The following is a 22929-nucleotide window of genomic DNA, read 5'->3' on the forward strand; positions in this document are numbered from 1 at the left end:
AAAAAGAGGGGTGATGTTTAAATGCCAAAAATATTCCGCGCGTTCTTGCAGTTTTAGTTATAAGGTTCTGCTTTACAATTTCTTAATATTTTGGCACAGATGAGAAATAAATTTATTTTTTTAATCTTTTTTAAAATTAAGGGTTAAATCTTTGATTATTTACTTTGAAAGTTCAAAATTAAGAAAGAAAAAAGGGAGTGAAATTCGTATGAAAAAATTATTATTTATATCAAAATCAATTAGATTATTTTTATGTTTTTGTTTATCTATATTGTTACTTATAAATGTTATATACGTAAGAGCTCAGGAACAGGACAAATTTTTAGAGGATGAAATTTTACGAGCTTCAGGAATGCCACAAGACGAAATCGATACATTAGATAATGATATAAAGAAATTTGTAGTTGATGTTCAAATGTTCAAAAAAATGTCAAACGAAGAACTGAATAATTTTATAAGTAATATTGCTAAACTTTATTTCAAATCAAAAACGAGTAAAACTTCAAACATTCAAACTGCGTCTGTAGAACAATTTAATTCCATTCAATTAGCATGGCTTGCTGCAGCCCAAATTGCTAGAAATTACGGCTATTCATGTGCAGCTACTCTGGTTGAACATTCTGTAAAAAATATTCCATACTATGAATATGGTGAGGGTTTATTTATTAATAAAATTAGATTGACATCAGTATATAAAGATTATATTTCTAAATTAAAGTCTGGTAAAATAAAATTAAATGAAAAAAATTCAATAGTATTTGAAAAGGAAGATAACGCCGATTTATTTTATGCATTACACAAAGTATATATTAAATCAGAGAAGGGATTGCTGTCTATTTATACTATAACAATTTCAGATATATTTGACTTTGGATACGATAACTACTATGACGATCTTTTTACTAATATAGTTAATAATTGGGCATGGTTATGTCAGCAAAAACAAGTTTTGCATCCTATTGATGTAACAATTACTTTATCAGAACAGTAGGTGAGCAAACCATGAAAAAATTTGTTATCTTTTCAGTAGTTTTTTTAAGCTTAATCTTAGCTCCCATATTATTTACAATTTTGTCACCTGTGATTTTGTTTTCAAAAGACAATGTAATCAGAGAATTTGAAAAAAATTTTAATACAAGACTTCCAAAGAGCACAGTTTCAGAAAAAATATATGACGATTATGGTGGTTTTCACAATGATGGTATGAAACTTTACAAATTTGTTTTTACTGCTGAAGGTAAGAAAAGTTTTGTTTCATACATCCAAAAACAAAAAAGCTGGAAAAACCTCCCTTTAAGTCAAGCTTATCAAGCACTAATATATGGCGGAGAAGTTAAAGATTTTTCTGGTAATATTACAGGATTTGGAGGCTTTGCAAAAGAAGTTGGTCTTCCTAAAATTTCTAAGGGATTTTGGAAAGCAATTGGTGACAGATCTGTTGTCACAGCAAGGTTTATAGATTATGAAAACCTTGATACTAAAACGCTTATTAACCTTAAATCATTTGATTTTTATTTGGCAATTTACGATACAGAAAAAGGAGTGCTTTATATGTTAAAAGTGAATACTTGAAAAAGGAACTTATTTCTGTATTTGAATATATTATTATTAAGTTTTACAAAGTGGTTGTAGATTTGAGGTTTTAATGATATAATGTTACTGAAGTAAAAAATAGGAGGTTAAAATTTTGAATAATAAAAATATTGCCTATGTTTTTATTGCCTTAATTTTGGGAATTTCTTTTACAATTTCTTCTTACTTTTTAGCAAATGGACTTATAAATTTCAGGGCAGAAAGAAAGACTATTTCGGTGACAGGTTCTGCAAAAAAACAGCTTCGATCTGACCTTGTCAAGTGGACAGGGATGTACACTGCTGTGGCAAAAGATTTAAAAGAAGCTTACAGACTTCTTGAAGAAAGTCAAAAGAAAGTGAAAACCTATTTCCTTTCAAAAGGTTTATCAGAAAAGGATTTAATATTTTCTTCGATTTCAACTCAAACAATATACGAGATGCTTCCTAATGGAATATATTCAACAAAGGTAGATAGTTACAAACTTTCGCAAAGTATTCAGATTACATCAAAGGATGTAGACAAGATTACAGAGCTTTCTCGAAAGTCAACAGAGCTTATAAACTCTGGTGTTCAGTTTGAATCTATGCCACCTCAGTATTATTATACAAAGCTTGCAGATTTAAAAATAGAAATGCTTTCCTTAGCTACAGAAGATGCTGTAAGAAGAGCAAAACAGATCGCAAAGAGCACAGGGAGCCAAGTCGAAAGGCTAAAATCTGCGTCAATGGGTGTTTTTCAGATAACTCCGCTTTATTCAACAGAAGTTAGTGACTATGGAATAAATGACACCACATCAATAGATAAAGAGATAACTGCTGTTGTAAACTGCGAATTTATAATAAAATAAAATGCATAAAAAAGTCCCTTCCAGGCTTTTAAAAAAGCTTGGAAGGGTTTTTTTAATATTCAAACTCAATTCCAAATGGTTTTAGAGCTCTTGGTAAAATCCCGTGGACATATGCAATTGTCACACCATAGTTTGTTATTGGCACGTTTTGTTGTTTTGCGAGTTCTATTCTAAATAACATTTCTCTTCGTGTTATCATACACCCGCCACAGTGGATTATAAGCTTGTACTTTGTAAGGTCTTTTGGGTAATTGTAGCCTGATACCCATTCAAAATTTATGTCAAATCCAGCAATTTGACGGAGCCATCTTGGAATTTTAACAGTGCCGATATCGTCAGCTTGCCTGTGATGAGTACATGCTTCTGCAATCAACACAGTGTCTCCCGGTTTTAACTCTTTAATCTTTTTTACACCTTCAACAAACTCTATCAAATCCCCTTTGTATCTTGCAAACAAAATGGAAAAGGATGTAAGTGGAATGTCAGGTGGTGTGTCCGCATCAACCTTTAAAAATGCCTGTGAATCGGTAATTACAATTGCAGGCTTTTTCCCGAGATTTTCAATAGTTTCTTTTAACTCATATTCTTTTGTTACAATTGCAATAGCATCAGAGTCTAAAATATCCCTTATTGTCTGCTGCTGTGGCAAAATCAACCTTCCTTTTGGAGCAGCTTTATCAATTGGAACAACCAAGATGGCAAAATCCCCTGGATTTATCAGGTCTCCTACTATTCGCAAATCTTCACCAACATCCGGAACAAGTTTTGCAAGAGAACTTTTAAGCTCATCTATTCCTTTCAATGTGGCGCAGGACACAGCCAAAAAAGGTATGCCAAGACTTTGTTGTAAAAATGAAAGTTTTTCTTTGTAACTTGGGTCTTTGTCGATCTTATTCAAAACACCAATCTTTGGCACTTTTTTTTCATTGAAAAGATTTATGAGCTGTCTTTCGTAGCTCAAATCTTCAATGTCAGATACTACTAAAATTGCAATGTCTGTCTTGTTCAAAACCTCTAATGTCTTTTCAACCCTGAGCTTGCCAAGCTCACCAACATCGTCAATTCCTGCTGTGTCGATTAAAACAACAGGACCAAGCGGCAAAATCTCCATTGATTTGTAAACAGGGTCAGTTGTAGTGCCTGGTGTCTCTGACACAATTGCAATTGGCTGGTTTGTAATGGCATTGATTAAGCTTGACTTTCCAGCATTTCTCTTGCCAAAGATGGCTATGTGAAGTCTTTCACTTCGCGGTGTTGTGTTCATTTTAAAATCAGTCCTCTCCAGATAAATTTATTCTCTAAACTTTATGAATTCAAAAGGATTTAAAAGCTCTTGTGCCTCTTTTTCATCCATAATATTTAGCTCTTTGACAACATCAATTACTGGCTTGTTTTCTGAAATTGCCTTTTTTGCAATTTCTGCTGCCTTGTCATATCCAATCTTGTCAATCAAAGTTGCTGCGATAGCAGGAGTCTTTTTTGCATATTCTAAACATTTTTCTTTGTTTGCCATTATACCATCTATACACTGCTCTCTGAAAATTTTAATACCATTTTTGAGAATTTTAAGACTTTCAAGAAGATTGTTTGCAATCAAAGGTAAAAAAGCATTTAGTTCAAGCTGACCAGCCTGTGCTGCCAAGGTTATTGCAAAGTCGTTTGCCATCACCTGAAAAGCTATTGTGTTTATAAGCTCCGGTATAACAGGATTTACCTTACCCGGCATTATACTTGATCCTGCTTGAACAGCTGGCAGGTTTATTTCGTTTAAGCCTGTGTTTGGACCAGAGGAAAGAAGACGCAGGTCATTTGCAATCTTGCTCAGATTCACCGCCAAAGCTTTCAAAAGTCCCGAGCATTCCACAAAAACATCTGCGTTCTGTGTTGCGTCCATGAGATAGTCTGACCTTGCCAAACCGATTTTTGTAAGATTTCTAAGTATTTCTATCACTTTAAATATGTATTTCAAAGGTGCGTTGACTCCGGTACCAACAGCAGTCGCACCAAGGTTTATAACTCTGAGCCGCTCTTCTACTTTGTAAAGTCTCCATCTGTCGCGTGAGATGGCTTGAGCGTATGCTCCAAACTCCTGACCCAAAGTAACAGGCAGGGCATCCTGTAGCTGTGTTCTTCCTGCCTTTATTATATCCTCAAATTCATGTTCTTTTTTCTGAAGGCTTTTTTGAAGCTCTGCACATTCTTCGGAAAGCTCTCTTACATTCCATATAGTGGCAATTCGCAGTGCTGTAGGGTATACATCATTTGTTGACTGTGACATATTAACATGGTTGATTGGATGAACTATGTCATACTCACCCGGTTTTTTTCCAATGTGAATTAAGGCTACGTTTGCTATAACCTCATTTACATTCATATTTGTAGATGTTCCAGCCCCGCCCTGAAATTTATCTATAATAAACTGGTCTTCATATTTTCCTGCTAAAATCTCATCACATGCAAAGACAATAGCATCTTTGATTTTTTCATCCAAAAGACCAACTTCAAAGTTTGCAATTGCACACGCTTTTTTGACCATGACAAGCGCTTTTATTAAATCTTTATCAACCCTGTTTCCAGAGACGTTAAAATTAGCAAAAGCGCGTTTTGTGTGAATTCCGTAAAGCTCAAGGTCAGAAAGCTCAATACTGCCTAAGAAATCTTTTTCTATTCTTGACATTGCTGTATATCTCTCCTGATTAAATGTATTTTAAAATTGTCCTATATTAATCAACATCAAATATTATATCATATCGATGAAAATTCAGGTGAAAAAGACACGATTTTAAAAGCACTTTCTTTAATTGCGGAATTTTAAAGCTTTGCGAGAGGTTTTTATGCCCAATAAAGATAACTTTGAATCAGTTCACAACAGTCATTTCATGTGACTTTTCCCTTCGGATTTATGTTTGTTTTTTAAGTGTGTAATTAGAGTGCAAAAAATGTAGTAATTGGTTTAATTTAAAAACAGAAAACAGTCCAAGGTAAATTTTTATCTTTGGCAAGACAAAATAATGCAAGATTGAGTGCAAAATATTGCAAAAAAAACAATATTGTGAATTGAAATTTAAAACAGCAGTTATAAATTATAATTAAAGGTTCTTAAATGAAATAGGATTAAAAAACGAGGGTGAAATAAAATGAAAAAGAATAAGGTATATATTGGTTTTGTAATGACCTTTTTGTTGCTTTTCTTTACGACATTTTCAGCTACTGGAGCAAGCTATTCAATCGAACATAATGATGAAATTAATATACTCAGAAGGCAGTATTTAGCCGAGTCATGGCTCAATCTTTATATCAGTTCTCTTATTAAAAATTGTACAAAAGACTCACCTGCGCTGCAATCGTTAAATGAAATAACAAATATAAATGGACCGTATAACATTGAAAAATTCAAGTTGAGCAAAGAGTATGAATATTACAGGGTATTTCATATCCCAACTGAAGTTAAAATAGCTAAAAATGGGCGTCCATATCATATTGTAAGAGATGAGGTAAAAAATAAAATAAAAAATTTGAAGTTTGACTCATGGAGAGATGTTCTTAATACTGAATTTGTAGACAAGGGATGGGCAAGAATTGTGTATTATGATAATGTACCTGTTGGACATCTTCTTATCGAGTGGGATAGTAAAATGAACAATTATATAGTAAATACTGGAGTGTTAGGTGATGATTCATTGGGTAATGCAGTGAATAATTTGGAAAAATATTTGGCACAGCGGGGCATAAAGAGCGATGTAAAAATTGTCAATATTGAAGAAATGACATTATACGCAGTATCAGGTGATGGAAATTGGTGGTGTGCTGGTGCAAAAGGTTACGAAAATCATATATGGGATTTTGGCATAATAAAAGATGCATTAAATGAAATACCAGTTCAAATTTTAAACGCTATAGAAGAAAGAAGTAGATTGATGAGAGAAGCACCTGAAAAGATAATGATGGGTGGGGAAGACCCATCAAAGACATTATACTTTATTGCTACCAAAAAAGAAAGAACTCAGAATGTCATGATTGCTATATCCTTGCTAATCATGACTGCTATTGTTGTTATATGCTCAAAGTGGAAATTTTCTTACCAGCATCTATTCTACAAACATGTTAGAAATAGACAAAAGTAAAACTATGTTCAAAAAATCCAAACAAATATTTAAAGGGAGCTGTCTGAAAAATATAATAAAGACTGCTCCCTTACTGCTTTTTGTAGGTCTTTTTTAGAACAAATCAATTTCTTTCCACTCTTTTTTCATAAGGCTATGATACCTTTCTTTGAAATATTTTTCATGCTCCTCTTCCCACTTTGCAAGATGTAGAAGCAAACCTTTTACATTGCTATCTTCAACCTTTTCAGCAGCATGTTTGTAAAATGCGGCAAAGTCACCCTCAATCAGGTATGCAAGCCTTAAAATTGTAAGGTCTGAAAAGTCAGTTTCCAAAATCACTGAGTTATCAACTAATATGTGCGGGTCTACCATTTTGTTCTGGTCATCTACAACCCATGAGATTGAAATTGGTGGTTCTTGACTGTCCAGACTTTTTAGAATATTCTCAAGATACTTATAATGTTCTTGCTCAATTTTTACAAACTCTTCGAAAAGTTTCTTTAGCCCTTCATCTTGCAGATTATTTGCATAGAAAGAATAAAAGTCTTGCGCATTTTTCTCCATCTTCATTCCAAATCTCAGTATGTTCTCAATCTTTTTGCTCATTACAAGGTCTCTCCTTTTATAAAATTTTACTTTCAAAAATATTTATACCCAAATTCGAAAGATTGAAAACTAAAAAAATCATAAAAACGAAAATTGTTTAAATGTAATATCTACAGTGTAGAAAAACAATTTAGAATAGACTGCTGAAAAAATAATAGTTGTTACTAAGTTCTTTCATCGGGATATATTATTAACTCTGCCTTTTTAGTATCCCATTTTTCAATGATTTTATTGAACAATTCAATACCTTTATAATTTTCTTTATTGGTAATATCTAATTTTGAAAAGAGGTCATGATACAAGAGTAATTCATTATAAATATTTTTTTTGGACTTTATTACTATTTTGTTGCTGTTAGGTAGATTAAAATGAGTTCCTCCATCTTTAATATAGTAATTGTAAACATTATTTAAAAATACAAATAAAATTTCAAATGTATTCTCTATTGAACGTATTCTTATAAAATAATCATTGTCTTTATCAATTTCTACAGCAGACAAGATGTGTCTAATAGATTCATAGATAACCTTAGATTTATATTCTAAAAGCAATATGTTTTCCTCAGAAAAACCATCTTTATCGAAATTAGATATTATATAATCTGTTAGTTTAACAGCACTTTGTATTTCTGAAAGTAACTTAACTTTTAAATTCTCCGAAGCCTTTTCAAAAGATATTCTTCTTATTGAATAATTTTTATATAGAAAAGACAAAATTAACACCATTATAATCAGAAAAATTATATGAATATAAATAATTTTTCTTTTCATTCATCTTCCTCCTGGTATTTAAATTTTTGCAAAAGTTTCACAAGCTAATTATTTATTTTTGAATTCTTTTAGAAGGGTATATTATTTTATCTGCCTTTTCAATGCTCCATTTTTCAATAATTTTATTAAATACCTCATTACCATAAATAGGTCCTATTACGTTTGTATCTAATTTTGAAAAAAAATCATGATACAACAGCAATTCATTATAAATGTCTTTTTTAGTTTTTATTATGAATTTAGTATCTTTGTCATTAGGTAAATTAAAAGGTTTTTCTCCATCTTTAATATAATCATAAACTTTACTCAAAAATGTTACAAAATTAGAAAATGTAGAATACATTGAATGTAATTTTGCCTTGTAGTAAGGAACATTATTTGAATCGGTATCTATATACTCCAAAGCAGATATAATAAACGACATGCATTCTGCTTCAGATTTCAAATACAAAATGCGTTCCAGAATAATACTGTTTCTATTAGATATTATATCATCCGGTGCAGAATTCCATGAAATATCTCGTATTTTTAAAAAGGCTTCTGCTTTCAGATTATTCAAAGCCTTATTGAGGTAATTTATTTCTTTTGAGTAATTTTTAAAGAGAATGAAAAAAATTGATGCTATTATAATCAAGAAAACTATATGGTTAAAAATGATTTTTCTCTTCATCCATTCTCCTCCTATTTCAAAATACCTCTATATGCAAGGTAGACATATTGAGCTTCATCTAAAATTTTAAGTTTTGTAGAACTATTTACAATTTACAATAATAGTATCTACATTATTTACCTTTACATTACTTGTGATAATCAATGGTGTTATTCCTGCATTTTTTTGCTCATCACAAAGTCTTTCCTTTTTATAAAATTTTTCTCAAAGATATTTATACCCAAAAGCTTGTATTAGAAACCTTAAAATAAATCATAAAAATAATGACTGCTTATTGTTTCCATAAACATAGCAGCCCTAAGAAGAGTTTAATGTTTAAGATAATTTTAGTTAATATTTTTTTACATAAACTGTTGCAAGCTAAAAGTTCTTTTTAATTTCTTTCAGAAGGGTATACTATTTTGTTTGCCTTTTCAATATCCCAGGTTTTAATAATCTTATTAAATAACTCAGTACCTGTAGAAGACTTTGTTACGTGTAAGTCTAATTTTGAAAAAAGGTCGTGATAAAATAAAAACTCGTTATATATATCTTTTTTAGTTTTTATTAAAAACTTGTTATCATTGTTGTCAAATAAATTAAAAGGCTTGCCTCCATCTTTGATATGTTCAATAACTTTTGTCAAAAATCTATCAAAAAGAGAAAATGTATTGTACATTGAGATTAATTTAGTACCATAATTATCTATCTCAAAAGAATCAATACGTGCAAACATAAGTGCATCTATAGCTAAAAAAACAAATTTTACTTTAAGCTCTAAATACGATATATTTTCCATAGAAAACCCGTCTTTATCAAAATTATCTATTATATACTTTGTACAATATGCGACTTCAGCTATTTCATTAAAAGCCGTAACTTTTATATCATTAAAAGCGTTAATATAACGCATCTTTATTACTGAGTAATTTTTATAGAAAATAGATAAAATCAAAGCGATTATAATCAAGAAAGCTATATGGATATAAATTAATTTTCTCTTCATGCATTTTCACCTCTCTCAATATATCGAAAAAAATAAAAAAATATATGGACGTACTGCATAATTCATGGCTTATGCAGTACGTTCGTATTATATGCTTTAACATTATTGAACATAATAATTGTTTGTAACTGTTTTATTTACAGTTGCTTCTAATACACTATATGTTAACCAAACTGGATGGCGTGAATATATTTCAAAATAAAATCCATTGTGAAATACACGATTTCCTGAAACTCTTGGTTTATCCAAAGGTACACAAACTTCATATTCTAAGAGTAATTGTTGCCCTTCTGTATATAAGTAATCGTTTGAGCCTATAGTAGCCTTATGCCCTCTAACAACTTTTCCATATTGTAGTAGTTGACCGTTTACTGTTATAGGATAGGTAGTAGTACCAGCTGAACTATTTTCTACTTTATACTCAATTGCACTAAAAAAACTAACTGCATTACTAAAAGTATCTCCAAACGGCAACAGTCCAATCAATGAACTCCAAGAAATATTTAATGTTCCAGAACTACAGCTTGCCTGTTTTGTAATTTTAGAAAATATATCGGTATTTCCAGACCCAATTCCTACTTGCATATATAAATTTCTTATTCTTAAATAGGAACTATTATCAAATAATTGAATTGAACCATTATATGCAAGATAAATATATTGAGCTTCGGTTAGGATATTAAACTGTGCAGAGCCTGTGCCTCTTGAAGCTGAAGCAGTAATTGTATTTGGCTTATTACATGTATATCCCCATTTCAATAAAGTTGTAAGTCTATTTCCGCTTCCTACTGGCCATTCCACAGTATTTTTGTAGTAACCGTAATTGTCATTATCATTATATACTTTCTTACCAAGAGTAATAAAGTCACTCACGGGAACACCAGGTACTGGAGATGTTGTTGTGAGACTAACAATTTGAGATTCCTTAAGGCTAACATCTTTGGTTTCTTCAAGCTGGGAAGTATTACTGTTTGCGATAAAAGGCATAAACCAATTTTCAGAAAAACCTACTTTGTCAGCATCGTCAATGTTTGTTTTGCCAATTTCTATACCTGATTTATCAATTTCATCTTTATTATAAGTTTCAGCTGGCTCTTTAGCAAGAGTATATAGCCTTGATAATTTATTTATGTTGGGGAAAACATCTTCAAAGTAGAAAATATCATTTGTTTTTGTGCACAATACTGCTATTTTAGCCACAGTTTTATTTTTAAGTTTTCTATTTACAGGAAGAAGAAGTCCTTCATTGGCGTTATTTTCAATTATAAATGATAATATTTTGTAATCTCCTTCATTGTTAAATAATACTGTTAGAGATCTTGTTTTCTTCAACATCATGTTTTGAGAATAATATATTTTTCCAGTTGCTTGAATTAAATTTTGCATATTTTTATTTTCTATTACAGCTTCTAAAATAAGCTCATCATTTTTTATTTGCATTTTTTTAATTATCAATTTAGAATCCAGTTGATTTTCGGAATCAACTTTAACAAAATTTCCACCTTTATATTGTATTCCTCTTAAAATACCATTATCAACAATCAATTCATTGTTTTCAGCATACGCTTTAATATTAAAGGCACTCGAAATAAGAGAAAAAGATATTATCATCAATACTGCTAGTATTTTAGTAATTATTTTATTTCTAACTATCATAATACTCCTCCTCCTACTCAAGTTAATTATTTATATAACTGCAATTCACAATTTTAACAACAATTCCTTTCTTACATTGTATTTTGATCAGAATCGGATATAAATGCTGTTTCACTTCTGCACCGCATGGCACATACAACAGAATGAACTTAAGAAAGCCGAAGATGCCAAAGAACTTTTCAGCATAGACAATAACCAATTTTTGTATTTTCTGCATAAACTTTTTCGCTGCTATAGAAAGAGTTTTAACTTTAAGTTTTTTCTTCTATATTTCTGTATAACTTAACCTATAAATGCCATAGCAATATAGAATGCTATAAAGTTTTACTTTGTGCTTTTATAGTTTTTAATCTGTTAGAAATCCTTAGTAAATCACCCCTCGACTCTTTGGTATATTTGAAAATAGAATAATAAGAATAAGATTGTTGAATTAGAATGCAAAAGTTTTATATGATGAAATCACCTCTCAAGTTAATTATTTACTTTAATATTAGCAAAAAAAAACGCAATAGTCAAGTTACACAAAGTTATGAGTCTAATATTGTTAAATAAGAGTATAGAGAAAGGATAGAGGAAAATAAAGTGAAAGGCTATCCAATCAACTTTTTGGACAGCCCTTGAGTATATTTATAATTTCTTATTCTCAGAAATTGGAAGTTTATTCGACAATTCCGTTTTGTTTTGCCCATTTATCAAGCTCTTGTGCCACTTCTTTTTTCTTTTCTTCTAATATCTTTTGGTATTCTTCTCTCTCTTTCTCTATAGCTTCTTCTGTTAAATTGTTTTGTTTGGTTAATGCTTTACCTTCAGGAGTTGAGAAAAATATGTTCTTTTTAACATCTGGTTCAAACTTAACAAGCAAACTTCTTGCTTTATGTTCAATGACTATTGTTCTAAATTCTTTCCAAATATTTTGCCAATCGGAAGGATTTTTAATTAAATCTTTAAGGAATTTTTCGTAATAGTAAATAGCAACTTTATCAATTTTATATTGAGCATATTTTTCTATATTAAATATGTTATTTTGATATTCTTTTAAGTATTCTTCATAACCCTTTTTGAATTTTTGCTTTGTTTCATAATCAAGCTTAATGTACATATCTGTATAAATACTATAAAAGTTATCTTTTATAAACTTATAGAGATATTTGGCTTTTTCATCTGAGAAGTATTTTTCATAATCAAGAGTCAAAATTTCAGGAGGAACATTGTAATTTAGTCTGACATCTTCTGTTTTTAAAAGAACTTCAAAACTTTTTTTGAGGTTTTCATCTAATGAATTTTGAATTTGTTCATTACTATTTTTGCTTGTTTCAATATTTGCGTATACAAGATTTGAATTAGTCTTAGTTAAAGAAGCATTATTATTCGAAAAATAGAATTTTATACACACTACTGATAACAAAAGAAAAGATATTATGAAAAGAGAAATTAATAATTTGTTTCTTTTATTCATTACTATTCTCCTTTCTACTTTAAAAAATTTTAATTAGTACTTATTTTATAGAGAATAATCCAATTTTCTTTAGGACAATTATAAAAAAGGTAATTATATAAGGTAACATTATAATCGTTAGAAGTATGCTGTGCAACTAATATATCATATATGCCATTTGCACTTGTTCTGTCATGAACAATCTGAGAATGATAAGAAACATCACGGCCATAAGTAGAACTATAAGCATTTAAATGTTAAACTATATTTTTCCCTAAGTTTTTGCATCTTTTTTAACTCTTTGTTTTCAACAAACTTTTAAAGACATAGTTCATTTATTTTCATTTTGTAACTCCTGTAAATTCTCTTTAATATAATCTACCCTTTCAGTATGGTAACCATCATCTAATACATATAAATGATTAGTTTTTGGAATATATACAAAATAAAGAGAAAGTGCTTTTGTTCCAGTCCTTGTTGCTTTGTAATATCTATAAAACTTATATTCTTCTTTCATTTCTATGAGCATATTCTGAGCTAATTTTTCATTCAAGATTGTACCTCCAATTTCATATACACGTTTTCCTTCAATATCAAAGAAAAGTGGTTTCCAGTCATCAGGGAGTTTGTGTTTACCTAAAGAAAAAAGGTTAGCATACCATATAATAGTTTCAATATTTTCTTTTACTTTACCAGATACATTGTCCGGGTCATTTTGTATTTTACTGTATGTGTTTTCTGGTATTTTATTATCTTTAACATAAACCCAGTTCGATGTTAGCTTTTCTAATTTACGTTTGTCTTTTTTATCGAAAATTAACAAGTCAAAGATTACAAATTCACACTTGGCTATTTTTTTTCTTCTATTGGCTCAGGAAACTCTGTATCAAATATTTTATACAACCTAATCCACTCCGCACGGTTTTTTACATACTTTGGTGGTTCGTGAGGCACAACATAAATCAAAAATACTGTTGAACCAATAATAAAAATTAAAAACCCTATTATCCATAAAACAATTATTAAACATATTATCAAAAATTTTTTACCTATTCCCCGCATAGTATTACTCCCTTCTTTGTTTATAAAAGAATGTTGACTTTGACTGTTTCTATTTTGATAAAAATTTCGTATGGTTTGACAACCCCCATATGCTGCAAATCTTCTCCAAATTCATTTAACCATTCTCCAAAGCTAATTTTTCCTTTTAATAGATCTGGTATTTGTTCTATTGAACTTTGTTTTTTGGTTTTATTATCAAAGTTATAGGTATCGTGAAGCCATATACTTATAGTATTTTCACTCTCTTTTTTAAAATACAGATTAGCATTGTTTATTGCCAAAAAGAGATCTAAATCTTGCTCCTTAGAAAATGTTACTTTTAAAAATTCTCCATTTTGATCTTTCCCTTTTTCTTCCCCAACTTTCATTGTAGGAAGTAATTTTTCAGCTACTGAAATAACCTTTTCCCTTGCTTTTTTATAAATCTATGTTATTTTTTATTTTTTGAGTCAATTCACTCTTTTCATTTGTAATTTTTATATCAGAAGGCTTATCTTGCAAAGAATGCTCTAAAAAGTTTATTGCATATTTCAACTCATTACCTTTTACTGCTCTTAAAGCTTCTAACCCTGCCTTCAGGTCTTTTCTTATAACATTTATTTCTGTTTTCTTTAAATGTTCTGAAATTTTTTTGTCAATATCTTTTACAGTATTTTCTAATTTTCTAAAAGTAGATGGGATAGTTAAGGCTGAGATTATTTTTTTAGATGTGCTATTTGTTACATTGTTACTCATGGCTTTTATTGAATTTTCTTGTTGTTGAAGTACACAGATTTTACTTTGAGTTTTTTCACAGACTATTTTACCATAGAACTCATTAGCAGAAGAACCTTTTTCATAAACATAGGCAGGCGAAATTTTAGAGTTGTTTTGTGCTGTGTTTTGATTTGAATGAGAAAAATAGCTTTTTGGAATTTGCTCTTCAGTACTTTTTTGGGCTGACAGGTTTTGAAGGTAAGAGCTATTTTTAAAAATCAAATTAAAATTGTTAGAAGCAAATTCAATACTTTTCATTTTCCTCATAACCCCTATTTTCATCTATTTTTTGCTTGTTATAAAAGTTTAACCCAGCAAACACTAAAAAGTCAATTGACATTTTAAATATAAAGTTTGATAATGAACAAAATTTTTTTGTGAAGAAATGATAAGAAAACTATGGTAAAATATGAGGTTGTTGAATAAAAGAAATAACCATATAAAGTAAACATAGTAACAAATGAAAAAAAGCCCCTTGTGTTATAATTTAATTTAAGAGAAAACAACCACAAAACACAAGGGGGAAAAATATACTCATGAATATTAAAGCACAAAATAAGAAATTTTTAAAGCTACTTTTTGTAGTGAAAAAGGTTGCTGAAGCTCTGACAAGGAGAATAAAGCACAATAGAAGAGGACGCCCAAGGAAATTTAATTTGTTTCAAATAATAGCTTGTCTGGTTTACAAAGTTAAGAAGGGGATAAAGAGTTTTAGAGAATTAGAATATCGAATAAATCAAGACACAGAGTTTAAAAGAGCAATAGGTATGGAAGAAAGTCCGGACTATTCATATTTTGCAAAGTTGTCAAGGAAAATAGAAGAAGAATACATGCAAGATATAAGAGAGATACTAATAGCTGAAATAGAACCTGATATTGGTATAGCGATAGTAGATTCTACACCTTTGAAAAGTGCCAAAAATGATTCAGAAGCAAAAGTAGGTATACATATTACAATAGGATTTTACAGGGGATACAAATTACATCTTTTGTGTACAGGTAAAGAAGAAGTAATACCACTTTTCTGGATTTTAACAGGGGCAAATGAACATGACTCAAGACAAGAAGAGCTTTTGGCAAGAAGCATGGGGCTTTGGCTGTGAGATTGTATTAGCAGATGCGGGATACGATTGTAGCAGATGGTTTAATATAGCAAATGAGCTTAAAGTTAAATTTGTTGCCGGGATAAACAGAAGAAACATGAAAGATAAAAACAATGTTAAGAATGTTTTTAGAAGAAATAACATAAGATTTTTAGAAACTGAAGAGGGCAAAAAGCTATACAAGCATAGAACAAAGATTGAAAGACTATTTAGTAAATTAAAAGGTGAATATAATCTTGAGAATGTAAGGGTCAGGGGGTTTAAGAATTATAAAAGGTATATTGATTGGATACTAATTACTTTTTTGTTTGAGCAACTTCTCAGAAAAGTAGAAGGTAAGAAGTTTTCTTTCGCATATGAATGGAATCAATAACTTTTGCTCATTTTATGTATTGTTGGTAATAATTTTTATTCAACAACCTATTAATATTAGCAAAAAAACGCAATAGTCAGATTTAATAAAGTCATACTTTTAGAATTGTTAGTATTGTCTAATAAGAGTGACAAAAATAATATGTAAGGATAAAGCAAAAATTGGGTTAATTCTTGAAGATAGGCTTTATAAATCAAATAAAAAGAGTCACATCTTAAGGGGTTCAATTAATAAAAATCGATGTAGCTCATTTCCAAATCAAAAATATAATCAGTTATTAATAGTATAAATCAAGCAAGTAATACTTTTTGTCCTTCTTTTGTACTCCTGTAAACCAGATATCATATCCATTTTCTTACGACATAGCTTCGTACTGATTTACAAACATAAACAAAGGGTCAGCATTGATAATTGCTTTTTTTAAATTGCCATTAAATATCTTGTCAAAATTATTGATAAACTCTTTTTCATTTTTTATACTTTTCTTTTTACCATCAATTTTAACATCAATTGGGTACACTATCAGTTTTGCAAGTGCTTTCTTGTCGTTTTTTATTAAATATTTTTGAATGTTAGTAGCGAATTTTACTACTTCTTCGTCTGGAAAGCCAACAAAGTTATATCTTTACTTCCTTTTTTACCACTGTAATCGTAATAGCCTTTTTAGATTTTTTCATTTTTATCATTGCTTAAAATAAGGTGCATTGCAAAATTAAAATCATGATTGGTATTAGTACAATAATTCTTTTTCTGGCTTTCAAATATTTCACCTCTAATTATCATGATGATATGCCACAATTTGCTTTACTCTACCTTTTGATATTTTAAATTCAATTTCATAATAGGGACTGTCTTGATAATAAATGCTGTGAATTTCACCTTTTTCATTATAGGTTATGCAACCAAATTGTGTGATATTATCTTTTGTTTTTGGCTTGATATAGTATAGGTATTCTTTGCCACCAATTTTTTCTGGACTATATCTAAATTTATTTATCACTCTTTTATAACTATCTCCGACTTCAATTCCTCTCGGTCCTTTTATTCCTCTCTTGTTAATCTCTGCGTATATTATATAAAATGAATTCTTTTTAACACCTGGTGCTAACCAAAGGCTACCCCAATCATAGTAACAATATTCCCCATAATCACCATAAGCACCCCACCATTCTTTCTTAACCTTTTTAGGTTTTCCTATTTTTTTATCAATTCTCCCTTTGTAAATTCATCTTTTAATTCTAACAAAACTGGCTCCTCTCTTGTATAGATGGATTTGTTATTTTTAAAAACAAAAAGGTCATCTTTAAAGATTAAAAACATTCCCATTGCAATAATTATTATTCCAACAAAAATTGAATAAAAAACAAATATTTTTTTCCTCATTTTTTAATCTCCTTTTCACTCTTTGTTTTTAATCTTAACACATCCATTGGATTTATTAAATCGCTTCTGCGTTCATAATTTGCCTCTGGAACATATTTGTATGTTTTGTTGTTTTTTTGAGTAAGCGATCCACTACTGTCACCTTTATAAACTTCTAAATGAAGCATTGCATCACCACCTTTACTATTACGTATAATTTTACCTATAACCTGTCCTTGCTTCACTTTATCTCCAACTTTAACATTTGGTTTAATTTCACCATATCTGATAACAGAACCATCATCGTTTTTTACTTCTATTGCCATTGTTCCCGGATAGAATTCATAAATAGCAGTGACTGTTCCATTAGTCATTGCTAATACTTCTACATTTTCTTTACCAATAAACTTGCGTTTATTTTCATCATAATAACCAACTAAAAGATCAACTCCTGCATGAGTTCTACTTTTATCTCGAGGAGCACCGAATTGTCTTCCTTCTTTTGTGGGTTCAGCTACGATTAAGTTTTTAGACTCTAAAGGGAATATCCATTTGTCAATACGCTGCTCCCAGAATTCTTTACTTGGATTAGTTTTTTTGTTTCATTGGTTTTAGTTTTTTCAACTGAACTACTTGAATTTAGAATTTTGCTGCTATTATTTAGATCTTGAATAGAACTGCCACTTTTTGAAGACGGCAAAGAGTGATTTGAACTATATTTTTCATAGACTATTTTACCATAGAACTCATTAGCAGAAGAACCTTTTTCATAAACATAGGCAGGCGAAATTTTAGAGTTGTTTTGTGCTGTGTTTTGATTTGAATGAGAAAAATAGCTTTTTGGAATTTGCTCTTCAGTACTTTTTTGGGCTGACAGGTTTTGAAGGTAAGAGCTATTTTTAAAAATCAAATTAAAATTGTTAGAAGCAAATTCAATACTTTTCATTTTCCTCATAACCCCCTATTTTCATCTATTTTTTGCTTGTTATAAAAGTTTAACCCAGCAAACACTAAAAAGTCAATTGACAATTTTAAATATAAAGTTTGATAATGAACAAAATTTTTTTGTGAAGAAATGATAAGAAAACTATGGTAAAATATTATAACTAAGAGATAAGTTTAAAAAATTTTCACTCCAGCCACCTGAAAATGAAAAATACTTGCAATAATTAAGTGAAAAATTCAGAAAAGAAAAAAGGAGAATAGGAGAGTATGATTATAGACTTCCATACCCACTGTTTTCCAGATGATTTGGCACCAAGAGCAATGTCAAAACTTTCCCAAAACTCTGGTATGCCATATTATCATGATGGGACTTTGAGAGGTTTGAAAGAATCCAGCAAAATAGCTGGAATTGACATATGTGTAGTTCTGCCCATTGCAACAAAACCTCAGCAAACAATGACTATTAACAGATGGGCATTGTCTGTGATGGAAGAACACAACGACATAATTTGTTTTGGCACAGTTCACCCTGAGTTTGATATGTGGGAAGAGGAAATAAGGTGGTTAAAAGAAAACGGTTTTGCCGGAATAAAATTTCATCCTGATTATCAGGATTTTTTTGTAGATGATAAAAAGATGTACCCCATTTATGATGCTATTGCAAAAAACGATATGATTATACTTTTTCACAGTGGAGTTGACCCGGCTTATATGCCTCCCTACCACTGCACACCAGAAAGGCTTCAAAGAGTTTTGAAAGATTTTTCAGGTGCAAAGATTGTTGCAGCGCATATGGGTGGATATAGGTTTTTTGATGAAACGCTTGAGTGTTTGATAGGTAAAGATGTGTATCTTGATACATCCTTTTTCTTTGGTGAGGTTCAAATACAAAATTTCGAAGAGATTTTCAGAAAACATGGTATAGATAAGATTTTATTTGCAACAGACTCTCCCTGGAAGGATCAGAAAAGAGAAGTTGAGTATGTAAATAGCTTAAGACTTTCTGAAGAAGAAAAAGAAAAGATTTTATGGAAAAATGCACAACAGCTACTTAAAGTTAAAATTGTTCATAGAACAAACTAATAATTTTTTGCGTTAACAATACCAATGGCAAATTAGAAAGAGGGGTTTTGAAAATTGAGAGTCAAAATACTTATTAACAACTGGACATTTAAAGGTGGGTATTTAGCAGAACATGGTCTTTCGCTTTTTATTGAAAAGGATGGGAAAAAGATTTTGTTTGATTGTGGGCAAACAAATGCTATTTTGAAAAACATTGAGAAAATGGGTGTGGGTTTTGATTTTGATGCTGTGGTCCTTAGCCATGCTCATTATGATCACACAGGCGGACTTAAATTTCTTATTGAAAAAACAAGTTGTCCTATTTGGGTGCACACAGGGTTTTTCGAAAAAAAGTTTGCAAAAAGAGAAGGCGAGTATAAATTTATAGGTGAAAATTTTGAAAAGCTTGATATGTCAAAGTTTAAGATTGTCGATAAAGATGTCTATGAGATATTTGATGGTATTTTTATGGTGAATGTTACCTCAGGTAAGGAATCTGATGAGTTTTATATTCTCAAAGATGATCGGTTTCAAAGTGATTTGTTTTTAGAAGAACAGTCGCTGGTGATAAAGGAAGATGGGAAAATTGCTGTGATTGTTGGCTGCAGTCACAATGGAATTGAGAATATTATAGAAAAAGTAGAAAAATATTTTTCTCAGAACATCTTTGCAGTTATTGGTGGTTTTCATTCAAAAGACTTTCGACAAGATGATTTGCAAAGGCTTTGTCAGTTTTTCAGGGAAAAGAAAATCTATAAACTTGTACCTCTTCACTGTTCTGGTATAGAGACATTAATTTATTTTGCAGGCAATCTTCCAAATAAGCTTAAGATTTGTGGTGTAGGAGATGAGATTGAAATATGCTAAAATGTATTATGCTAAATACTAATTCAATGAAGTCTTCATAAATTTAACTTATTCTAAAAGGGTGAAAATCCAACATGAAAGCAAATTTTTGGCTAAACAAGACAGTTATCATCACAGGGGCAACATCAGGTTTGGGGAAGGCAATAACAAAGATTTTGCTTGAAAAAGGTGCGAAAGTTGTTGCTATTTCAAGGTCAGAAGAGTCATTAAAAGGGCTTAAAAATGAGCTTGTAAGTTTTGCTGAAAATCTCTTTTTAATAAAGGCTGATGTAACTGTTAAGAAAGATTGTAAATATATTTTTAAAACTGTAGAAGATGAGCTGAAAACAGCAGATTTATTAATTAACAACGCAGGTGTTGGTTTGAGATGTGAGGTTGAAGAAATAGATGAGCTTGATCTTAGAAAGGTATTTGATACCAACTTTTTTGGTGCTTTTTACATGATGCAGTATGGAATATCATTTTTTAAAAGACAAGGTAAAGGTACGATTGTAAATATTTGTTCGCTCGGTGTTAAAAGACCTGTTCCATTTACCGCAGGTTATACGGCTTCAAAAGCTGCTCTATCAACCTTAGCTGATGCTGCAAGACTTGAGCTTAAAAAAGATGGGATTTCTGTTTTGTGTGCATATCCGGGTTCAATTTCAACAGACTTTAGAAAAAATGCTTTGGGTAAGCCTTATCCTGAAAATGAAGTGAGGCTTTCCAGACTTTTGCCTGAGATTGCAGCAAAAAGAATTATAAGGGGAATTGAGAAGGGAAAAATAGAAATTTACACATCAAAAAAAGATTATCTATTTATTCTTTTCACACGGCTTTTTCCAAGGCTTTCTGACAGGGTGGTTGAGAAAGCATTTGCAAAAAAACAGGAATAATTAAAATTAAAAATTATTTTTGCACTCAGTTTTCAACTAAGAAATTAGCGCTAATTAGCATTTAAAAAGATAGCGCATTACTGTAGGGGCACACAATTTCCTTGACACAAATAAAAATACATGCTAAAATAATTCAAAATTTCTTCTCAAGGCTGCAAGATTTAAAGAAATTACGTCCGACAAGAAGGGTAGCATGGTCGGACTTTTCATATATAAAGGGTGGTTTTGATGAAGGTAAAGATGACGGTAGCACGGGCAATGGTAGAGGTTTTAAAAAGTGAAGGTGTAGAGATAATCTTTGGTATTCCTGGCGCTGCAATTTATCCATTTTATGATGCACTCTATAGCTCTGATATAAAGCATGTCCTTGTGAGAACAGAACAGGCAGCAGTTCATGAGGCGAGCGGATATGCACGTACAACAGGAAAAGTAGGTGTGTGCGTTGCAACCTCTGGGCCTGGTGCTACAAATCTTATAACTGGTATCGCAACTGCATATATGGATTCAGTTCCTATAGTGGCAATTACAGGTCAGGTAAATTCAAGTTTAATTGGAAAAGATGTGTTTCAAGAAGTGGACATTACTGGAGCGACAGCTCCTTTTACCAAGCATAATTATCTTGTGAAAGATCCTAAAAAAATTGTAAGAGTATTAAAGGAAGCTTTTTATATAGCTTCAACAGGAAGAAGAGGACCTGTTTTAGTAGATGTCCCCATAGATGTTCAGATGCAGGAGATTGAATTTGAAATTCCGAGAGAAATTGAGATACCGGGTTACAAGCCGAGGGAAAAGGGGCATCCTTTACAAATAAAAAGGGCGGTAGAAGCTATAGAAGCTGCCAAAAAACCGGTTATATGCAGTGGTGGCGGTGTGATTGCTTCAAAGGCTTCTGAAGAATTAAGAATACTGGTTGAAAAGCAAAAGATTCCAGTTATTTCAACTTTAATGGGGATTGGAGCTATTTCGACAAATCATCCATACTATCTTGGTATGATTGGTTCACACGGGCAGAGAGAAGCAAATCTTGCTTTGAGACAGGCAGACCTTTTAATTGTGGTTGGAGCACGGCTTGCAGACAGAGCGTTAGGTGATACAAAGATTACTGACAATATGAAAATTATCCATATAGATATTGACCCTGCTGAGATTGGTAAAAATGTTGATACTAATATCCCAATTGTTGGCGATGCAAAGTATGTTCTTTCAGAAATAAACAAGAGGATTTCAGAAAGAGAAGAATTCTGGGCTGCTGAGATAAAGGCGCAGAAGAAAATTCTGCCAGACGATGGAAAACTTCATCCCTATGATGTACTTCGTGAAATTTCAACTCAGTATGATGGAGAATATATAATCACAACAGATGTTGGTCAGCACCAGATATGGGCGGCACACCATTTGTATATAAAAAGACCGGGAACTTTTATTACATCAGGTGGACTTGGAACAATGGGATATGGTGTTCCAGCAGCGATTGGTGCGAAGTTTGGAAGTCCAGATGATGAGGTTATTGCAATAACCGGGGATGGAAGTTTTCAGATGCTTATGCAAGAGCTTGCAACAATAAAAAGAGAACAGGTGCCGGTTAAAATTGTTCTGTTCAACAACACAAGGCTTGGAATGGTATATGAACTTCAGAAGAGAAGATGCACAGGCAGATTTATAGCAACATGCCTGGATGGTAACCCTGACTTTATGATATTGGCAAAGGCATATGGAATTGAAGGTATGAGGCTTGAAAGCAAGGAAAAGTTAAAAGAAGCTATTTCGGTTATGAAGAGTTATAAAGGACCATTTTTGCTTGAGGTTGTAACAGACCCTGATGAGCCGACTATACCTTAAGGATTTGAGTGAGCTTAGATAAAAATTTTTGGTGA

General features: G+C 31.1%; 26 protein-coding genes and 1 pseudogene. 10 read left to right on the forward strand and 17 right to left on the reverse strand.

Features of this window, described 5'->3' with window-relative positions; translation table 11 throughout:
• Window positions 1-208 precede the first annotated feature (208 nt).
• The 3 genes from COB47_RS02105 to COB47_RS02115 all read left to right on the forward strand — a co-directional run bounded on the left by COB47_RS02105 (window position 209) and on the right by COB47_RS02115 (window position 2422).
• Window positions 209-991 carry a hypothetical protein gene (locus tag COB47_RS02105; protein WP_013289767.1) on the forward strand — a complete coding sequence of 261 codons (783 nt, stop codon included), beginning with the start codon at window positions 209-211 and terminating at the stop codon, window positions 989-991.
• Between the two features lie 11 nt (window positions 992-1002).
• The gene (locus COB47_RS02110; protein WP_013289768.1) at window positions 1003-1572 is read left to right on the forward strand and encodes a hypothetical protein; all 570 of its coding nucleotides are present in this window, start codon (window positions 1003-1005) and stop codon (window positions 1570-1572) included.
• A 115-nt stretch (window positions 1573-1687) separates the two neighbouring features.
• A complete protein-coding gene (locus COB47_RS02115; RefSeq protein ID WP_013289769.1) occupies window positions 1688-2422 on the forward strand; it encodes an SIMPL domain-containing protein in 735 nt (244 codons plus the stop codon).
• 52 nt (window positions 2423-2474) lie between these two features.
• Here COB47_RS02115 and hydF read toward each other — a convergent pair whose 3' ends face one another.
• Together hydF and COB47_RS02125 are read right to left on the reverse strand one after the other, a co-directional pair.
• A complete protein-coding gene (gene hydF / locus COB47_RS02120; protein ID WP_013289770.1) occupies window positions 2475-3686 on the reverse strand; it encodes a [FeFe] hydrogenase H-cluster maturation GTPase HydF in 1212 nt (403 codons plus the stop codon).
• Window positions 3687-3713: 27 nt separating this feature from the next.
• Window positions 3714-5099 carry an aspartate ammonia-lyase gene (locus COB47_RS02125; RefSeq protein ID WP_013289771.1) on the reverse strand — a complete coding sequence of 462 codons (1386 nt, stop codon included), beginning with the start codon at window positions 5097-5099 and terminating at the stop codon, window positions 3714-3716.
• A gap of 460 nt (window positions 5100-5559) precedes the next feature.
• Here COB47_RS02125 and COB47_RS02130 point away from each other — a divergent pair, with 460 nt between their 5' ends.
• A complete protein-coding gene (locus COB47_RS02130; protein ID WP_013289772.1) occupies window positions 5560-6546 on the forward strand; it encodes a hypothetical protein in 987 nt (328 codons plus the stop codon).
• A 93-nt stretch (window positions 6547-6639) separates the two neighbouring features.
• Here the strand turns inward: COB47_RS02130 and COB47_RS02135 are convergent, their stop codons facing one another.
• From COB47_RS02135 to COB47_RS12485, 10 genes are all read right to left on the reverse strand, one after another.
• Window positions 6640-7134, reverse strand: coding sequence for a ferritin-like domain-containing protein (locus COB47_RS02135; RefSeq protein WP_013289773.1), 495 nt, complete (start codon window positions 7132-7134; stop codon window positions 6640-6642).
• Between the two features lie 164 nt (window positions 7135-7298).
• Window positions 7299-7904 carry a hypothetical protein gene (locus COB47_RS02140; protein ID WP_013289774.1) on the reverse strand — a complete coding sequence of 202 codons (606 nt, stop codon included), beginning with the start codon at window positions 7902-7904 and terminating at the stop codon, window positions 7299-7301.
• Between the two features lie 52 nt (window positions 7905-7956).
• Complete coding sequence (locus COB47_RS02145) at window positions 7957-8574, reverse strand: hypothetical protein (RefSeq protein ID WP_013289775.1); 618 nt, start codon at window positions 8572-8574, stop codon at window positions 7957-7959.
• A 373-nt stretch (window positions 8575-8947) separates the two neighbouring features.
• On the reverse strand, window positions 8948-9559 hold the full coding sequence (locus tag COB47_RS02150; protein WP_013289776.1) for a hypothetical protein: 612 nt from the start codon (window positions 9557-9559) through the stop codon (window positions 8948-8950).
• 102 nt (window positions 9560-9661) lie between these two features.
• Window positions 9662-11215, reverse strand: a complete 1554-nt coding sequence (locus COB47_RS02155) for a hypothetical protein (RefSeq protein WP_013289777.1) — start codon at window positions 11213-11215, stop codon at window positions 9662-9664.
• A gap of 658 nt (window positions 11216-11873) precedes the next feature.
• Complete coding sequence (locus COB47_RS02165) at window positions 11874-12671, reverse strand: hypothetical protein (protein ID WP_013289778.1); 798 nt, start codon at window positions 12669-12671, stop codon at window positions 11874-11876.
• Window positions 12672-12981: 310 nt separating this feature from the next.
• Window positions 12982-13473, reverse strand: coding sequence for a hypothetical protein (locus COB47_RS02170; RefSeq protein ID WP_237698973.1), 492 nt, complete (start codon window positions 13471-13473; stop codon window positions 12982-12984).
• 26 nt (window positions 13474-13499) lie between these two features.
• Window positions 13500-13712, reverse strand: a complete 213-nt coding sequence (locus tag COB47_RS12480) for a hypothetical protein (RefSeq protein WP_237698974.1) — start codon at window positions 13710-13712, stop codon at window positions 13500-13502.
• Window positions 13713-13732: 20 nt separating this feature from the next.
• Entirely contained in the window at window positions 13733-14080 is a 348-nt protein-coding gene (locus tag COB47_RS11790) for a hypothetical protein (protein ID WP_049770044.1), read from the reverse strand.
• Between the two features lie 49 nt (window positions 14081-14129).
• On the reverse strand, window positions 14130-14726 hold the full coding sequence (locus COB47_RS12485) for a hypothetical protein (RefSeq protein ID WP_237698975.1): 597 nt from the start codon (window positions 14724-14726) through the stop codon (window positions 14130-14132).
• Between the two features lie 278 nt (window positions 14727-15004).
• Between COB47_RS12485 and COB47_RS02185 the strand changes: the two are divergent.
• Window positions 15005-15944 (forward strand): annotated as a pseudogene (locus tag COB47_RS02185) (transposase).
• Window positions 15945-16299: 355 nt separating this feature from the next.
• Here the strand turns inward: COB47_RS02185 and COB47_RS12490 are convergent.
• The 5 genes from COB47_RS12490 to COB47_RS12350 all read right to left on the reverse strand — a co-directional run bounded on the left by COB47_RS12490 (window position 16300) and on the right by COB47_RS12350 (window position 18252).
• Complete coding sequence (locus COB47_RS12490) at window positions 16300-16464, reverse strand: hypothetical protein (protein ID WP_237698976.1); 165 nt, start codon at window positions 16462-16464, stop codon at window positions 16300-16302.
• Window positions 16465-16716: 252 nt separating this feature from the next.
• A complete protein-coding gene (locus tag COB47_RS12495) occupies window positions 16717-16944 on the reverse strand; it encodes a hypothetical protein (RefSeq protein WP_237698978.1) in 228 nt (75 codons plus the stop codon).
• A gap of 194 nt (window positions 16945-17138) precedes the next feature.
• Window positions 17139-17327, reverse strand: coding sequence for a hypothetical protein (locus COB47_RS12500; RefSeq protein ID WP_237698979.1), 189 nt, complete (start codon window positions 17325-17327; stop codon window positions 17139-17141).
• Window positions 17324-17866: a M23 family metallopeptidase gene (locus tag COB47_RS02200; RefSeq protein ID WP_307189132.1), complete on the reverse strand. Its 543-nt coding sequence runs from the start codon at window positions 17864-17866 to the stop codon at window positions 17324-17326. Before COB47_RS02200 ends, COB47_RS12500 begins: the two co-directional genes overlap by 4 nt.
• Window positions 17842-18252: a hypothetical protein gene (locus tag COB47_RS12350; RefSeq protein ID WP_193343286.1), complete on the reverse strand. Its 411-nt coding sequence runs from the start codon at window positions 18250-18252 to the stop codon at window positions 17842-17844. Before COB47_RS12350 ends, COB47_RS02200 begins: the two co-directional genes overlap by 25 nt.
• A gap of 266 nt (window positions 18253-18518) precedes the next feature.
• Between COB47_RS12350 and COB47_RS02210 the strand changes: the two genes are divergently transcribed.
• The 5 genes from COB47_RS02210 (at window position 18519) to ilvB (ending at window position 22894) form a co-directional block, all read left to right on the forward strand.
• Window positions 18519-19334, forward strand: a complete 816-nt coding sequence (locus COB47_RS02210; RefSeq protein ID WP_013289779.1) for an amidohydrolase family protein — start codon at window positions 18519-18521, stop codon at window positions 19332-19334.
• 54 nt (window positions 19335-19388) lie between these two features.
• Entirely contained in the window at window positions 19389-20180 is a 792-nt protein-coding gene (locus COB47_RS02215; RefSeq protein ID WP_013289780.1) for an MBL fold metallo-hydrolase, read from the forward strand.
• A 74-nt stretch (window positions 20181-20254) separates the two neighbouring features.
• Entirely contained in the window at window positions 20255-21055 is an 801-nt protein-coding gene (locus tag COB47_RS02220; RefSeq protein ID WP_013289781.1) for an SDR family NAD(P)-dependent oxidoreductase, read from the forward strand.
• A gap of 101 nt (window positions 21056-21156) precedes the next feature.
• Entirely contained in the window at window positions 21157-21336 is a 180-nt protein-coding gene (locus COB47_RS12100) for a hypothetical protein (protein WP_148217793.1), read from the forward strand.
• The gene (ilvB, locus tag COB47_RS02225) at window positions 21284-22894 is read left to right on the forward strand and encodes a biosynthetic-type acetolactate synthase large subunit (protein WP_013289782.1); all 1611 of its coding nucleotides are present in this window, start codon (window positions 21284-21286) and stop codon (window positions 22892-22894) included. The genes COB47_RS12100 and ilvB overlap by 53 nt, the downstream gene beginning before the upstream one ends.
• Window positions 22895-22929 lie beyond the last annotated feature (35 nt).

This window comes from Caldicellulosiruptor obsidiansis OB47, from assembly GCF_000145215.1.
Classification (GTDB): Bacteria; Bacillota; Thermoanaerobacteria; order Caldicellulosiruptorales; family Caldicellulosiruptoraceae; genus Caldicellulosiruptor; species Caldicellulosiruptor obsidiansis.

What these genes read in the sequence shown, in the direction of transcription:
- COB47_RS02105 (WP_013289767.1), top strand. Translation starts at nt 209, where the DNA reads ATGAAAAAATTATTATTTATATCAAAATCAATTAGATTATTTTTATGT.
- COB47_RS02110 (WP_013289768.1), top strand. Translation starts at nt 1,003, where the DNA reads ATGAAAAAATTTGTTATCTTTTCAGTAGTTTTTTTAAGCTTAATCTTA.
- hydF (WP_013289770.1), bottom strand. Translation starts at nt 3,686, where the DNA reads ATGAACACAACACCGCGAAGTGAAAGACTTCACATAGCCATCTTTGGC.
- COB47_RS02125 (WP_013289771.1), bottom strand. Translation starts at nt 5,099, where the DNA reads ATGTCAAGAATAGAAAAAGATTTCTTAGGCAGTATTGAGCTTTCTGAC.
- COB47_RS02130 (WP_013289772.1), top strand. Translation starts at nt 5,560, where the DNA reads ATGAAAAAGAATAAGGTATATATTGGTTTTGTAATGACCTTTTTGTTG.
- COB47_RS02135 (WP_013289773.1), bottom strand. Translation starts at nt 7,134, where the DNA reads ATGAGCAAAAAGATTGAGAACATACTGAGATTTGGAATGAAGATGGAG.
- COB47_RS02140 (WP_013289774.1), bottom strand. Translation starts at nt 7,904, where the DNA reads ATGAAAAGAAAAATTATTTATATTCATATAATTTTTCTGATTATAATG.
- COB47_RS02145 (WP_013289775.1), bottom strand. Translation starts at nt 8,574, where the DNA reads ATGAAGAGAAAAATCATTTTTAACCATATAGTTTTCTTGATTATAATA.
- COB47_RS02150 (WP_013289776.1), bottom strand. Translation starts at nt 9,559, where the DNA reads ATGAAGAGAAAATTAATTTATATCCATATAGCTTTCTTGATTATAATC.
- COB47_RS02155 (WP_013289777.1), bottom strand. Translation starts at nt 11,215, where the DNA reads ATGATAGTTAGAAATAAAATAATTACTAAAATACTAGCAGTATTGATG.
- COB47_RS02165 (WP_013289778.1), bottom strand. Translation starts at nt 12,671, where the DNA reads ATGAATAAAAGAAACAAATTATTAATTTCTCTTTTCATAATATCTTTT.
- COB47_RS12480 (WP_237698974.1), bottom strand. Translation starts at nt 13,712, where the DNA reads ATGCGGGGAATAGGTAAAAAATTTTTGATAATATGTTTAATAATTGTT.
- COB47_RS11790 (WP_049770044.1), bottom strand. Translation starts at nt 14,080, where the DNA reads ATGAAAGTTGGGGAAGAAAAAGGGAAAGATCAAAATGGAGAATTTTTA.
- COB47_RS12485 (WP_237698975.1), bottom strand. Translation starts at nt 14,726, where the DNA reads ATGAAAAGTATTGAATTTGCTTCTAACAATTTTAATTTGATTTTTAAA.
- COB47_RS12500 (WP_237698979.1), bottom strand. Translation starts at nt 17,327, where the DNA reads ATGAGGAAAAAAATATTTGTTTTTTATTCAATTTTTGTTGGAATAATA.
- COB47_RS12350 (WP_193343286.1), bottom strand. Translation starts at nt 18,252, where the DNA reads ATGAAAAGTATTGAATTTGCTTCTAACAATTTTAATTTGATTTTTAAA.
- COB47_RS02210 (WP_013289779.1), top strand. Translation starts at nt 18,519, where the DNA reads ATGATTATAGACTTCCATACCCACTGTTTTCCAGATGATTTGGCACCA.
- COB47_RS02220 (WP_013289781.1), top strand. Translation starts at nt 20,255, where the DNA reads ATGAAAGCAAATTTTTGGCTAAACAAGACAGTTATCATCACAGGGGCA.
- ilvB (WP_013289782.1), top strand. Translation starts at nt 21,284, where the DNA reads ATGAAGGTAAAGATGACGGTAGCACGGGCAATGGTAGAGGTTTTAAAA.